Genomic DNA, 13,632 nt, shown 5'->3' with positions numbered 1-13,632 from the left:
TTCTCCTTGCCTCGCGGCGGGTAAGAGGCTAACTTAACGTTGTGATGCGTTAGAGTAGGCCTCGGGTTGATGAATATCGACTCGGGGCTTTTCTCTTTGTATCTTTCGCTCGGGCTCCAGAGACAAAGATCCAGAGCACCCGCCCGCAGTATATTCATCTCACCACCACGCCTCGTGTTCCTTTTCGCACGCAATATCATTTTTGCGCGACCGCTCGCAGCGCCTTACAACACCATGAAAAATAAAAAAAGGCTCAGCGACGCTGAGCCTTTGATGGCAGAAAAAGCACGGCCGAGATGCCGATTACGACGTCTGCTTACGCAACAGATAAACGAAGTACGGCGCGCCGATAAAGGTCGCCAGTAACCCGGCGGGGATCTGATACGGGAACAGCAGCATCCGCCCGCACCAGTCGGCAAACACCATCAGCAAGCCACCCAACAGCGCGGCGATCACCATCTGCGGCAGCGCGCGGCGGAAGCCCAGCATGCGCGCCATATGCGGCGCCATCAGCCCGACAAAGCTCAGCGGCCCCACGGTCAGGGTCGCCATGGCGGTCAGCGTGGCGGCCAGCAACAGGATGGTCAATCGCGCAGGTGTCAAGGCGATCCCCACCGAACGAGCGGTAGCGCCGCCAAGCGGCAGGATGGTCAGCCAACGGCGGCACAGCGGCGCCAATACCATCAGGCCGGCGGCCACCAGCGCGGTGCGCAGCGCCTGCGCCGGCTCCACCGAATAGGTCGAGCCGGAGAGCCAGGTCAGCAAGCCCCCCATACGCGGATCGCCGCTGGCCAACAGCAGGAAGATGACGGTGGTAAAGGCGGTGCTGAGCGCGATGCCGGCGAGCAACATGCGTTCCGTCGAGAAACCGCCGCGGCCGGCGGCAATCATGATGATCAGCAGCGTAACGGCCGCCCCCAGACTGCCGGCGGGCAACAGCCAAACGAAGGCGTCGCCCGGCACCATAAACAGCATCATCACGACGCCAAAAGCGGCGCCGGAGCTGATGCCCAACACTTCCGGGCTGGCCATCGGGTTGCCGGTCAGCTTCTGGATCAGCGTGCCGGCGACCGCCAGCATCATACCCGCGGCCAACGCCGACAGCACCCGCGGCCAGCGCCACGGCAGCAAGGAGTCCAGCTCCGCGCCCAGGCTCCAGTGCCAGCCGCCGGCGTTTTTGCCCAGCATCAGCGCCAGCGTCAGGCCGATCAGCAATACGAGGCCACCCAGCAGGATCCAGCCGGGCAGATTCCCGCGCTCGGCAGGCACCTTGTCGCCCAGATTCATCGGCGGCGGCGTGGCGGCGCTGCGCAAACGCGGCAGCAGCCACAGCAGCAGCGGCGCGCCGAACAGCGCGGTGGCCGCACCGGTCGGGATCTCGCGCCACACCTGCGTCACCCCGAGCATCACCTGATCGGTCAACCACAGCAACAGCGCCCCCAGCAACGGCGCCAGCATCATGCGGTGCGCCAGACGGCGCGCGCCCAGCATCTTCGCCATCAGCGGCGCAAACAGGCCGATAAAGCCGATAACGCCCACCGCGCTCACCAGCATGGCGCTGAAGATAATGGCCAGCCCCAGGGCGCAGAAGCGCGCCATCGACAGCCCCAGACCCAGGTTGCGCGCCACGCCGTCGTCCAGCCCCAGCAGCGTCAGCGGGCGCAGCAATAGCGCCGCCAACGCACTGGCCACCAGCAAACGCGGCAGGATAAACTGCACCGCGCTCCAATCCTGTTGGTTCAGCGCGCCGGTGCCCCACAGGAACATGCCCTGCAGTTGATCGTAATGAAACAGCGCCAGCAGGCTGTTGACCGCGCCGCAATACAACCCCAGCACCAGCCCGGCCAGAATCAGCGTCACCGGCGACATCCGCTTGCCCCAGGCGACGCCGAACACCAGCCCGCCCACCACAATCGCCCCCACCATAGCGGCCAACTGGCGGGTGAACTCGCCCCCCGGCAGCACCCACAGCGTGGCGATGGTCAGGCCGAGCTGCGCGCCGGCGGCCACGCCGAGCGTCGACGGTTCCGCCAACGGATTGCGCAACACCTGCTGGAACAGCACGCCAACCAACCCCAGACCGGCGCCGGCCAACAGTGACACCGTCAACCGCGGCAGCAGGCTGTAATGGAACAGCATTTGCCGCACGTCGTCGATGTCCGGCGCGCTGAGCGCCCGCGCCCATTGCGCCGGCGGCAGCTGCTGCACCAGGTTATATATCGTCAAACCGCCTGCCGCCGCCAGCAACAGCAGGATCAGCGTCAGCGGCAATTTCCGGATGCCCGCATTCATGACGCACTCTCCTGAGCCTGCGCCAACAGGCGGCAAAACCGCATCGTCGACAGCGTGGCGCCATAGAACCACACCGCCGGCACCTGCCGCAGCTGGTTTTGCCGCACGAAGGGCAACGACTGCCACAAAGGCGTCGCGCTGACCTTGTCCATCATCGCCTGATTGCCGTGATCGAGATAAATGACCCGGGCGTTACGCACCGTGGCCAACCGTTCAATCCCCACCACCGCCGTGCCCCAAAAATCGGTTGGCTCCTGCCAGGCATTGCGAATGCCGAGTTGATCCATCGCTTCCTGGAACAGACTTTTCTGGCCGATGATCAGCGCATGGCGCGTGTCGATCAGGGAAAACAACAGCAGCGGTTGCCGGGTGTAGCTTTGCAGGCGCTGACGCGCGTCCTGCATAAAGCTGTCAAACTGCGCCAGGTGGTTTACCGCCCGGCTTTCTATGCCCAACCGCTGGCCCAGCGCCAGCAGCGACTGGCGAGCGACGGTCAGCGGTTTGCCGCTGCCGTCGTTGAAGCCGAAGCTCATGGTTGGCGCGATGGGTTGGATTTTGCGCGGCGTCGGGCCATAGCCTTGCGATAGCAACACCAGCGAAGGCCGAAGCTGCTGCAACAGTTCGAGGTTCGGTTCGGTGCGCTGGCCGACGTCGACCACCGTCGCCGGCAGCTTTGGCTCCGCCACCCACAGGTTGTAGTTATGCACATCGGCCACCGCCAGCGGCGTCACGCCCAATGCCAACAGCAGCTCGATCGGCAACCATTCCAGCGCCGCAACGCGCGCGATATCCGGCGGCGCATCCGCCGCTCGGCCGGGCAACGAACCCAACAGCGGCGACAGCGCGAGCGCCATCAACAAACGGCGGCGCAGCGGATCGTGAGAAGAAGTGAATGCAGAGGACATCAGTAGACAAAACTCACCGGCGCGCCGCCGCTCGGATGCGGCAACGTGCCCATAGGAATACCGTAAATTTGCTCCAGCACCGGCCCCTGCATCAGCTCCAGCGGGCCTCCCTGGGCGATCATTTCACCGCCGCGCAGCGCCACCAAATGGTCGCAGTAGCGCGCCGCCATGTTGATGTCGTGCAGTACGGCGATCACTGTAAGATCGCGTTCGCGGCTCAGGCGCTGGATCAGCGCCAGCACCTCGACCTGGTGCGCGATATCCAGCGCCGAGGTCGGTTCGTCGAGCAGCAGGCAGCGGCTGTCCTGCGCCACCATCATCGCCAGCCAGGCGCGTTGGCGCTCGCCGCCGGACAGGCTGTCCACCAGCCGGTTGGCGAACGGCTTCAAGCCCACCAGCGCGATGGCCTCTTCCACCTGTTGACGATCGTTGGCGCCAAAACGCCCCAGCGCGCCATGCCACGGATAACGGCCGACGGCCACCAGCTCGCGCACCGTCATGCCTTCCGCCGCCGGCAACTGCTGCGGCAGGTAGGCCACCTGGCGGGCGAAAGATTTGCTGTCCCACTGCGCCAACGGCTGCTGATTGAGCAAGACCTGGCCGTCGCTGGGCGCATGGTGCCGCCCGAGCAGTTTCAACAGGGTGGATTTACCGGAACCGTTATGGCCGATCAGGCCGCAGACTTTTCCCTGGGGAAAACTGAGCGACAGCGGTTGCAGCAGCACCCGGCCGGGGACGGCGAAACTGGCGTTATCCAGCGCGAAGGTCGCGCCGGGATTAAGAAGTTTGTCCTGCATAGATCCTGCTTTGTCCGGGGCGACGCCGCGCCGCCCCGGCTATCCGGTTAGAAACGGAAGGTTGCGGTGGCGACCACCTGGCGTTCTGCGCCCCAGTAGCAGGCGTAGTCGCGGTAGCAGCTCGACACGTAGGTCTTGTCGAACAGGTTGTTGATGTTGACGCCCACGGACGAACCCGGCAGGCCAAAGCGCGCCAGATCGTATTTAATGGTCGCGTCCACCAGCGTGTAGTCCGGCACCTTGAAGGTGGTGTTATCGCTGTTGAAGCTCGAGCTGGAGCCGACGTAACGCACGCCGGAACCCAGCGTCAAACCGCTCACCGCCGTTTCGTGGAAGGTATAATCCGCCCACAGCGACGCCATGTGTTTCGGCACCTCGACGGTCGGTTTGCCCTGATAGGTGTTGTCCTTGGTGTACTTCGCATCGGTGTAGGTATAGGAGGCGATCAGGTTGACGTTGGCATTCAACGCCGCCTTGGCTTCCAGCTCCACGCCGCGCGAACGGATCTCGCCGCTCTGCACGCTGAACTGCGCGTTATCCGGATCCGGCGTCAGGTTGTTGTTCTTGGTCAGCTGATACAGGGCGCCGGTCAGCACGATTGGGCGATCCTTCGGCACGTATTTCACACCGGCTTCATACTGCTTGCCGATCGAAGGTTTGAACGTACTGCCCCCTTGCGTCGTGCCCAAATTCGGCTCAAACGACTCGCTGTAGCTGAAATACGGCGTCACGCCGTTGTCGAACAGATAGTTCAGGCCGCCGCGCCAGGTGAACTGCCGGTCGGTCTGTTGGCTCGTCGAACTCGTATCGCGGTTATAAGCGGAAGTCTTCGCCCAGTCATAGCGCCCGCCCAGCGTCAGCAGCCACTGATTCCACTCCCCTTGCTCCTGCACATACAGGCCGGTTTGCTCCTGACGGTTCAGATAATGGTAGGGAAAGTTGATGTTGACCGCGTCATTCCCGTATTGCGGATGGGTCATGCTCAGCCCGTCCGCTGTGCCAAATGCGGCATTGATATCGTTACGCATGCGCATGTAGTCCACGCCGAACAACAGCGTGTGGTCGATATCGCCGGTTTTCACCTTCGCCTGCGCCTGGGTATCCACCGAGAAATTGTTCAGGTGCTCTTTCGACTGAACATAGGCGCGGTTAATCGTCGTCGGCGTCGCAGTAGAAACGCCACTGCCATAAATACTCTTCATGTCGGTGTCCAACTGCAGATAGCGCAGGTTCTGACGCACCGCCCAGGTATCGTTGAAGGCGTGTTCGAAGCTGTACCCGATCATCCGCTGTTTGCGGGAAGTATAGTTGCTGGCTTCGCCTTCGTTGAAATCGGTCGGCAGTTTACCGCCGTCCGGCAACGGGATCAGCGTGCCCTGCTTCGGCAACCAGCCGTAATAACCGGTATAGGGATCGTTTTGAATGTTGGCCAGCAGCGTGAAGTTGGTCTTGTCATCCGGGCGCCAGCTAAAGGACGGCGCGATCGCATAGCGCTTCTCTTTGCTCATGTTTTGCTGCGCATCGCTATCTTTCGCCAGGCCGGTCAGGCGATAGGAATAGATGCCCTGATCGTCCAGCGCGTCGCTAAAATCGAAACCGGTCTGGAACAGGTTATCGCTGCCCATCTTGAACTGGATTTCGCGCAGCGGCTCGGTGGTTGGCCGCTTGCTGACCAGGGCGACCAGGCCGCCGGGGTTGCTTTTGCCGTACAGCACCGAGACCGGGCCGCGCAGCAGCTCGGCGCGCTCGAGGAAATAAGGATCGATGGACGCTTCGCTGTAGTTATCGCCCAGCAGCCGCAGGCCATCCAGATACTGAGTGGTGTTGGTGGCCGGGAAGCCGCGGATTGCCACCGCGTCATAGGTCGTGGAACTGCCGCGGCTGGCGAATACGCCCGGCGCATAGGCCAGCGCGCCCTTCACCGTATCCGGCTGGCGCATGTCCATCTCTTCACGCGTTACCACGGAAACGGACTGCGGGTTCTTCTCGATCGGCGTATCGGTTTTGGTGCCGGTGGCGCTGCGCTTGGCGACATAGGTGCCGACCGGCCCCCAGGCACTTTCCTGCTGGGCGGTGTTGCTACCGCCCACAACGGTAATCGTGTCTTCCTTGGCGGCCGGCTTGGCGTCGGCGGAAAAAGCCGGCATCGCCAGCGTACCCAGCGCCGCGGCGACGGTGATCGCTAACGCGCTGACGGGGAGACGGCCCTGCTTGGCCGCGGATGATGAAAGACGCTTGGTCAGCATGATTTATTTCTCTGATGAATTATTAAATGACGAATGTAAACGATAATAATTATTATAAGCGTCGCATTTTATGCAGAAGCCAAATTAAACTGCAAGCCGAATTCATAGGGCAAATAGGTTAAGGATTAGGCGCTTAGCCTTGCGGTTAACAGGGAAATAAAACAAGCAGAAAAATAAAAAAGCCCGCAACCAAGGTTACGGGCTTAATAACAAAGCAAAAATTTTCACCGGGGCCGACGCCCCGGCAGCGATTACTGGCCGAACATATCCTTGATCCAGCCGGCGACGCCATCGCCATCTTTTTGCTCACCCGCCGCCGGTTGTTGCTGTTGCTGCTGCACCGCCGCCTGGCTGGCCTGGCACAATCCCTGCGGATTGTCGGTCCAGACCGGGATGGTGCGCCAACTGCCGCCGCCGCAGATAAAGTTGCCGGCAGAGTCGATGCTCATCTGGTTAATGCCTTCCGGTGGCTGCAGCATCAGCGGCAGCGGCGTCTGGTTTTCCAGATAGCGGCGATACAGAGTCAAGGCGCCGTTGGCGCCGGTCAGCTTGGCCGGGCCGTTGTTATCGCGCCCGACCCAGGCGATCGCCACTTCCTTGCCGTCGATGCCGGCGAACCAGCTGTCGCGCAGATCGTTGGTGGTACCGGTTTTCGCCGCCAGGTTGTAGTTCGGGAACTTCACCGACAGCGAACGGGAGGTTCCGCGCGCCACGCCCTGCTGCATCGCGTACAGCGTCAGGTAAGCGGCCTGCGCCGGCACCATGCGCTCCGCCTGCGGGAAGCTCTGGTACAGCACCGTGCCGTCTTCGGCGATCACCGAACGCACCGCCGACAGCGGCGCACGGTTACCGCCGCTGGCGATGGTCTGGTACTCCTGCGCCACTTCCATCGGCGTCAGGCCGATCGCCCCCAGCAGCATCGAAGGCACCGGGTTGATCTCCGCTTTCGGGATCCCGAGGCGTTGCAGCGTGGCGCTGATCTGATCCAGCCCGACGGACAGGCCGAGGTTCACCGTCGGCACGTTCAGCGAGTTGGCCAACGCATCCACCAGCATCACCTGACCGCGGAATTTGCGATCGTAGTTGTTCGGTTGCCAAACGGCGCCGTTCGGCTGTTTCAGCGACAGCGGCGCATCCGCCAGCCAGGTGTTGAGGCGGTATTTATCCGGTTCGGACAGCGCGGTCAGGTACGTCGGCGGCTTGGCCAACGAGCCGACCAGACGGCGCGCCTGCATGGCGCGGTTGAAACCGGCGAACTGCGGGTTGGCGCCGCCGACCATGGCGCGCACTTCACCGCTGAAGCGATCGACGATCACCATCGCCGCTTCCAGATCCTGCAGGTGACGCGCGGCGCGCAGCGCCGGGATGCCGTCTTCGACCGCTTTTTCCGCCGCGTCTTGCGACACCGGATCCAGCGTGGTGAAGATCTTCACCCCGGACAAGTCATTCACTTTATCGCCCAGCCTGGTTTGCAGTTCCTGACGCACCATCTGCATAAACGCCGGCTGTGGCGTAATGACGCCGCCTTTCGGCTGTACGCCCAGCGGACGCGCGCTCAGCATGTCATACAGCTCGCCGTCGATCACACCCTGGTTCTGCAGCAGTTTGAGCACCAGGTTGCGACGTTCCAGCGCCAGTTTCGGGTTACGCCACGGGTTGTACAGCGACGCGCCCTTGACCATGCCGACCAGCAGCGCCTGCTGATCGAGGCTCAGCTCGTCCACCGGGCGGCCGAAGTAATACAGGCTGGCCAGCGGGAAGCCGCGGATCTGGTCGCTGCCGCTCTGGCCGAGATACACCTCGTTCAGATACAGCTCCAGAATGCGATCCTTGCTGTAACGGTAATCGACCAACAGCGCCATATAGGCTTCGTTGGCCTTACGCCACAGCGAACGTTCGTTGGTCAGGAACAGGTTCTTCACCAGCTGCTGCGTCAGGGTACTGCCGCCCTGCACCGCGCGGCCGGCGGTCAGGTTGGCCAGCACCGCGCGGCCGATGGAGTACGGGCTGATGCCGTCATGCTCATAGAAGTGGCGGTCTTCCGTGGCGATCAGCGTATCCACCAACAGATCCGGGAAACCGGAGCGCGGCACGAACAGGCGCTGTTCACCGTTCGGCGACTGCAGCATGGTGATAAGACGCGGATCGAGGCGGAAGAAGCCGAAGCTGCGGCCGCTGTCCAGGTTTTCGATCTTCGCCAGGCGGTTGTTCTGGAAATCGAGGCGGGCGCGGATCTGCCCTTCTTTACCATCCGGGAAGTCGAACGGGCGGCGCAGCATCTCGATGCTGTTGGCCTGTACGGTAAACTCGCCCGGACGCGTCATGCGGCTGACCTGACGGTACTGCATGCCTTCCAGCAGGTTGACCATCTCCTTCTTGCTGTACGGCATGCCCGGTTCCAGGTTGACCATGCGGCCGTACACCGCCGCCGGCAATTGCCAGACTTTGCCGTCGATGCGGCTGCGGATCTGGGAATCCAAATAGACGCCGTAGATCGCCAACAGGACGGCGAGCACCAGGATCAGTTTGATAATCAGGCCGAGCCAGCGGCGTTTTTTACGCGGCGGAGTCGCTTTTACCTTACGCGGCATGCGTTCCTCCTCCTCTTCATACTCATCATCGTCATACTCGTCTTCTTCGTAATCGTCATAATCGTCGTCTCGGCGACGGCGCGGCGGCTTGCGCGACGCGGTACTTTTTGGTTGTTTTCCTTTGCGCCCGATGGGCTCGCGGTCATCCCCAGCCATGGCTGTTGTTCTCCGAGCTTGCCGACACTGCCGGCCATGATTAGTCGCTTAATCTGTGCCGACGCCGCAGCGCTGACCAGAAGAAACATCTGAATTCCAAACCTTGAATGATCGCGACCTACTGATATTTCTTCGTTCGGCGCGTCGGGGCCGCCGTGGCCGGATCGTCCGGCCACACGTGTTTCGGGTAGCGGCCCTTCATCTCTTTTTGCACCTCGCGGTAGGCGCCTTGCCAGAAGGCCGCCAGATCGCCGGTGATTTGCAACGGCCGGTGCGCCGGTGAGAGTAACTCAAGCACCACCGGGATGCGACCCTCCGCCAACATCGGACTGCGCTGCTCGCCGAACATCTCCTGCAAACGCACCGCCAGCGCCGGCGGTTTGCCGGCCTCATAACGGATCGGCAGGCGGCTGCCGGTCGGCACAGTGTAATGAGTGGGTAGCGCATTATCCAGCCGCTGCTTTTGCTGCCAGTCCAGCAGGCGGGACAACGCCTCGGCGAGGTTGACCTGCTTCAAGCCGCGCAGATCGCGCACGCCGTTCAGCGACGGCAGCAGCCACTGCTCCAGCGCCGCCAGCAGCGGCTCTTCATCCATCGCCGGCCACTCCGCCTCCGGCAGCCAGGCTTGCGCGCACTGCAGGCGCACCCGCAATTGTTCGGCGGCGCCCTCCCAGTTGAGCACCGCCAGCCCCTGCGCGCGCACCCAATCGAGCAGCGCCTGCTGCAGCTCTTCATCCGCCGGCTTGGCCAGCGGCTGGGCGTGCAGCGTCAGACGGCCGATCTGCTGGCGCTTCCAGGCGCGCAGCGTGCCCTTCTCTTCATCCCATTCCACCGCCGTGCGCTGCATGACCATCGCCGGCAGCTGCGCCGCCAGCGCTTCGATGTCCACCGGCAACGCCAACAGGATACGCGCATCGGGGCTGTTGTGGCCCTGCAACAGGCTGGGGACGATCAGCCAGGGCGCGCGCGACAGCGCCTCATCCTGGTTCATCGCCGCCCCCATGCCGTTAGCCAGCAAGTAGCGGCCGTCCTGGCCACGGCGCTGGGCGATGCGATCGGCAAATGCCGACGCCAACAGGCGCGGTGCCAACTCGACGTCGACTTGCCCCGCGCGTTGCGGCAGGCGTTTGGCCAACTGCGCGGCGCGCTGCCGCCAGTTCGCTTGCGGGCGGCTCAGCCAATAACCGATATCCATCTGCCCGCCGCGCGGCGGTTCTTCCAGCAACGCCGCCAACAACGCCGCCGTCGCCAGGCCGTCGGCGCTCAGCGTCGCGCCGGCGACCAGCATCGCCGCAAGCCGCGGCTCGCATCCCAACGCGGCCATCTGGCGCCCCGGCGCGGTGAGTTTGTCGCCGTCATCTGTAGCCCCCAACCGGCGCAACAAGGCCCTGGCCGCCGCCAATGCCGCCGCCGGAGGCGCATCAAGCCAGGTCAGCTGCGCCGGATCGTGGCAACCCCACTGCAACAGTTCGAACCAGAAGCCGGTGAGATCGCTCTGTAAAATATCCGGTTCGGCATGTTCCGCCGCGCGTTCCGCCTGTTCTTTGGCGAACAGATGCCAGCAAAGGCCCGGCTCCAGGCGCCCGGCGCGCCCGGCACGCTGTACCATCGAGGCCTGACTGATGCGCTGCGTCGCCAGCCGTGTCAAACCGTTGCGCACGTCGTAACGCGCCACGCGCTCCAGGCCGCTGTCCACCACCAGCCGAATGCCCTCGATCGTCAGGCTGGTTTCGGCAATGTTGGTCGCCAGCACCACCTTGCGGCGGCCAGGCGGCGCCGGTTGAATCGCTTTTTGCTGTTGCGCCAGAGGCAAGGCACCATACAGCGGGCAAAGATCGATATCGCTCGCCACCTCGCCGGTCAATCGCTCCAGCACCCGATTGATCTCCGCCACGCCCGGCAGGAACAGCAGCAAAGATCCCGGCTGTTCGGCCAGCAACCGCTTCACCGCCGCCGCTACGCCGTCCTCCAGCCGCTGATGGCTGGCCAACGGCTGATACAGGCGTTCAACCGGGAAACTGCGCCCCTCGGACACCACTACCGGCGCTTCCGGCAGCAACTGCGACAGGCGAGCGTTATCCAAAGTGGCCGACATGATCAGCAGTTTCAGATCGTCGCGCAGCCCTTGCTGCACGTCGAGCAGCAACGCCAGCGCCAAATCGGCCTGCAGGCTGCGTTCATGGAACTCATCGAGGATCACCAACGACACGCCCTGCAGCTCGGCATCCTGCTGCAGCATGCGGGTGAGAATGCCTTCCGTCACCACTTCCAGTCGGGTTTGCGGCCCGCTTTTGCTTTCGGCGCGCATGCGGTAGCCCACGGTCTGACCAGGCTCCTCCCCCAATTGCTGCGCCAGGCGATAGGCGACGTTTTTCGCCGCCAGCCGCCGCGGCTCCAACATGATAATGCGCCCCGGCAACCCGGCCTTAGCCAGGATCTGCAGCGGCAACCAGGTGGATTTACCGGCGCCGGTCGGGGCGTGCAACAGCACCTGCGGGGCAGACTGCAGCGCAGCCAGCAACTCATCGAGCACCGCGCTGACGGGCAATGAAGACACTGAATTCTCCGTAGTGGTTAGCGTTAAACGGCGTACAGTGTAGCATTAGCTTTGTCCCCGTAGCCTTTCAAACTGCGGCGTCGTTAGCTATAGTACGGAGCTCATTCGTGCGCCGCGCCGCTCGCGGGGCCGCTGCCAGTAACGTTTACCGCTGTTCCCGACCGTTTTGTCATGCATTTGCCGAGTCCTTATGTCCAATTCGCGCCGCCTGTTTTTCGCCCTGTCCTTGCCTGACGCCCTGCAACAGCAGGTGGTCCGCTGGCGCGCCGAGACGTTTGCGCCGGAGGCTGGCCGGCCGGTGGCGGCGGCCAATTTGCACCTGACGCTGGCGTTTCTCGGCGAGGTCAGCGCGCAGAAAGAGCTGGCGCTGCGCAAACTGGCCGGCCGCATCGTACAACCCGGGTTCAGCATGCGGCTCGACGATCTCGGCCATTGGCCGCGCCCCGGCGTGGTCTGGCTCGGCACCCGCCGCGCGCCGCGCGGGCTGCTGCAGCTGGCCGAGCTGCTGCGTTCGCAGGCCGCACGCAGCGGCTGCCATCAAAGCGCGCTGCCGTTCCATCCGCACATCACGCTGCTGCGCGCCGCCACCCAGCCGGTGGCGCTCCCGCCGGCGACGCCGGGCTGGGCGTTCAGCGCCGACGCCTTTTCCTTATATGAGTCGGTGTTCGAAAACGGCCGCACCCGCTATCAACACCTCGAACAGTGGCCGCTGGCCAAACAGGCATCCGCATGATTTTCTCTCCACCGCTGCGTTCCGCCACGCTGATCAAACGTTACAAACGCTTTCTGGCGGACGTGATCACCCCGGAAGGGGAAACCTTTACGCTGCACTGCGCCAATACCGGCGCAATGACCGGCTGCGCCACGCCCGGCGACACCGTTTGGTACTCCACCTCGGACAATCCCAAGCGCAAATACGCCCACAGTTGGGAGTTGACCCATACCCAACAGGGGCACTGGATCTGCGTCAATACCCTGCGCGCCAACGCGCTGGTGCGCGAGGCGATTGAACATAATTTAATCAATGAATTATCCGGTTACAGTAAAATCAGCGGCGAGGTGAAATACGGCGGTGAAAACAGCCGTATCGATTTGTTATTACAGGCAGAAAATCGGGTTAACTGCTATATTGAAGTTAAGTCAGTCACATTACTGCAACAACAACGTGGTTACTTTCCTGATGCGGTAACGCTCAGAGGGCAAAAGCACCTGCGTGAGTTGCTCAGCGTGGTTGAAAGCGGGCAACGGGCGGTGTTGTTCTTTGCCGTGTTACACAGCGGTATTGAGCAGGTCGCACCGGCACATCATATAGATGAGCGCTATGCGGCGCTGTTGGCACAGGTCCGGCAGTTGGGAGTGGAAGTGGTTTGCTACGGGGCAAAGTTATCACCTGACGGTATTTATCTCTGCGATAAGCTGCCGTTTTTTATCGATTAGCGCAGTCGGGTCCCTATAAATAGACAACCGGCCAGCACGATCGCCAAATACGCCCTCCTTCACACGATTGTCAAGCGGGCGACAGGAATAATTGCCAACCTACCTTCCTTCTGTTATTTATAGCGGCCTGTTTTTCCCCCGCATTGGGGATTCGATAGTGCGTGTGTATGTAGGAGAAGCAACATGCAAGAAGGGCAAAACCGTAAAACCTCGTCCTTGAGCATTCTCGCCATCGCTGGGGTGGAGCCGTACCAAGAGAAGCCGGGCGAAGAGTACATGAACGACGCCCAGTTGTCGCATTTCAAGCGCATTCTTGAAGCGTGGCGCAACCAGCTCAGGGACGAAGTGGACCGTACTGTATCGCATATGCAAGAAGAGGCAGCCAACTTCCCTGATCCGGCCGACCGTGCCACTCAGGAAGAAGAGTTCAGCCTTGAACTGCGTAACCGTGACCGTGAACGCAAACTGATCAAAAAGATCGAGAAAACGCTGAAGAAAGTGGAAGACGATGATTTCGGCTACTGCGAATCTTGTGGCGTGGAGATCGGTATTCGTCGCCTCGAAGCGCGTCCGACCGCCGATCTGTGCATCGACTGCAAGACGCTGGCTGAGATCCGCGAAAAGCAGATGGCCGGCTAATACCGTTGTTAC

The 13,632-nt window shown here is 62.4% G+C and carries 9 protein-coding genes; 3 read left to right on the top strand and 6 right to left on the bottom strand.

The window, feature by feature from the left end; all coding sequences use genetic code 11:
- Positions 1-303: 303 nt before the first annotated feature.
- The 6 genes from fhuB to hrpB form a co-directional block, all read right to left on the bottom strand.
- Complete coding sequence (fhuB, locus tag ACJ8IJ_RS13465; protein ID WP_197753688.1) at positions 304-2,292, bottom strand: Fe(3+)-hydroxamate ABC transporter permease FhuB; 1,989 nt, start codon at positions 2,290-2,292, stop codon at positions 304-306.
- On the bottom strand, positions 2,289-3,197 hold the full coding sequence (fhuD, locus tag ACJ8IJ_RS13460; RefSeq protein ID WP_004937590.1) for a Fe(3+)-hydroxamate ABC transporter substrate-binding protein FhuD: 909 nt from the start codon (positions 3,195-3,197) through the stop codon (positions 2,289-2,291). The genes fhuB and fhuD overlap by 4 nt, the downstream gene beginning before the upstream one ends.
- Complete coding sequence (gene fhuC / locus ACJ8IJ_RS13455; RefSeq protein WP_004937587.1) at positions 3,197-3,994, bottom strand: Fe3+-hydroxamate ABC transporter ATP-binding protein FhuC; 798 nt, start codon at positions 3,992-3,994, stop codon at positions 3,197-3,199. Before fhuC ends, fhuD begins: the two co-directional genes overlap by 1 nt.
- Positions 3,995-4,041: 47 nt before the next feature.
- Positions 4,042-6,240 carry a ferrichrome porin FhuA gene (fhuA, locus tag ACJ8IJ_RS13450; RefSeq protein WP_004937584.1) on the bottom strand — a complete coding sequence of 733 codons (2,199 nt, stop codon included), beginning with the start codon at positions 6,238-6,240 and terminating at the stop codon, positions 4,042-4,044.
- Positions 6,241-6,491: 251 nt separating this feature from the next.
- On the bottom strand, positions 6,492-8,987 hold the full coding sequence (gene mrcB, locus ACJ8IJ_RS13445; protein ID WP_147826872.1) for a bifunctional glycosyl transferase/transpeptidase: 2,496 nt from the start codon (positions 8,985-8,987) through the stop codon (positions 6,492-6,494).
- A 118-nt stretch (positions 8,988-9,105) separates the two neighbouring features.
- Positions 9,106-11,544: an ATP-dependent helicase HrpB gene (gene hrpB / locus ACJ8IJ_RS13440; RefSeq protein ID WP_442518682.1), complete on the bottom strand. Its 2,439-nt coding sequence runs from the start codon at positions 11,542-11,544 to the stop codon at positions 9,106-9,108.
- A 190-nt stretch (positions 11,545-11,734) separates the two neighbouring features.
- On the opposite strand from hrpB, the gene thpR reads away from it, so the two are divergent.
- The 3 genes from thpR (at position 11,735) to dksA (ending at position 13,620) form a co-directional block, all read left to right on the top strand.
- Positions 11,735-12,277, top strand: a complete 543-nt coding sequence (thpR, locus tag ACJ8IJ_RS13435; protein WP_275095167.1) for an RNA 2',3'-cyclic phosphodiesterase — start codon at positions 11,735-11,737, stop codon at positions 12,275-12,277.
- Positions 12,274-12,981, top strand: a complete 708-nt coding sequence (gene sfsA / locus ACJ8IJ_RS13430) for a DNA/RNA nuclease SfsA (protein WP_004937572.1) — start codon at positions 12,274-12,276, stop codon at positions 12,979-12,981. Before thpR ends, sfsA begins: the two co-directional genes overlap by 4 nt.
- A 183-nt stretch (positions 12,982-13,164) precedes the next feature.
- Positions 13,165-13,620: an RNA polymerase-binding protein DksA gene (dksA, locus tag ACJ8IJ_RS13425; RefSeq protein WP_004937569.1), complete on the top strand. Its 456-nt coding sequence runs from the start codon at positions 13,165-13,167 to the stop codon at positions 13,618-13,620.
- Positions 13,621-13,632 lie beyond the last annotated feature (12 nt).

Source organism: Serratia sp. CY40230, assembly GCF_052168835.1.
GTDB classification, from domain to species: Bacteria; Pseudomonadota; Gammaproteobacteria; order Enterobacterales; family Enterobacteriaceae; genus Serratia; species Serratia nematodiphila.
This window is presented reverse-complemented; position numbering and strand designations above follow the sequence as displayed.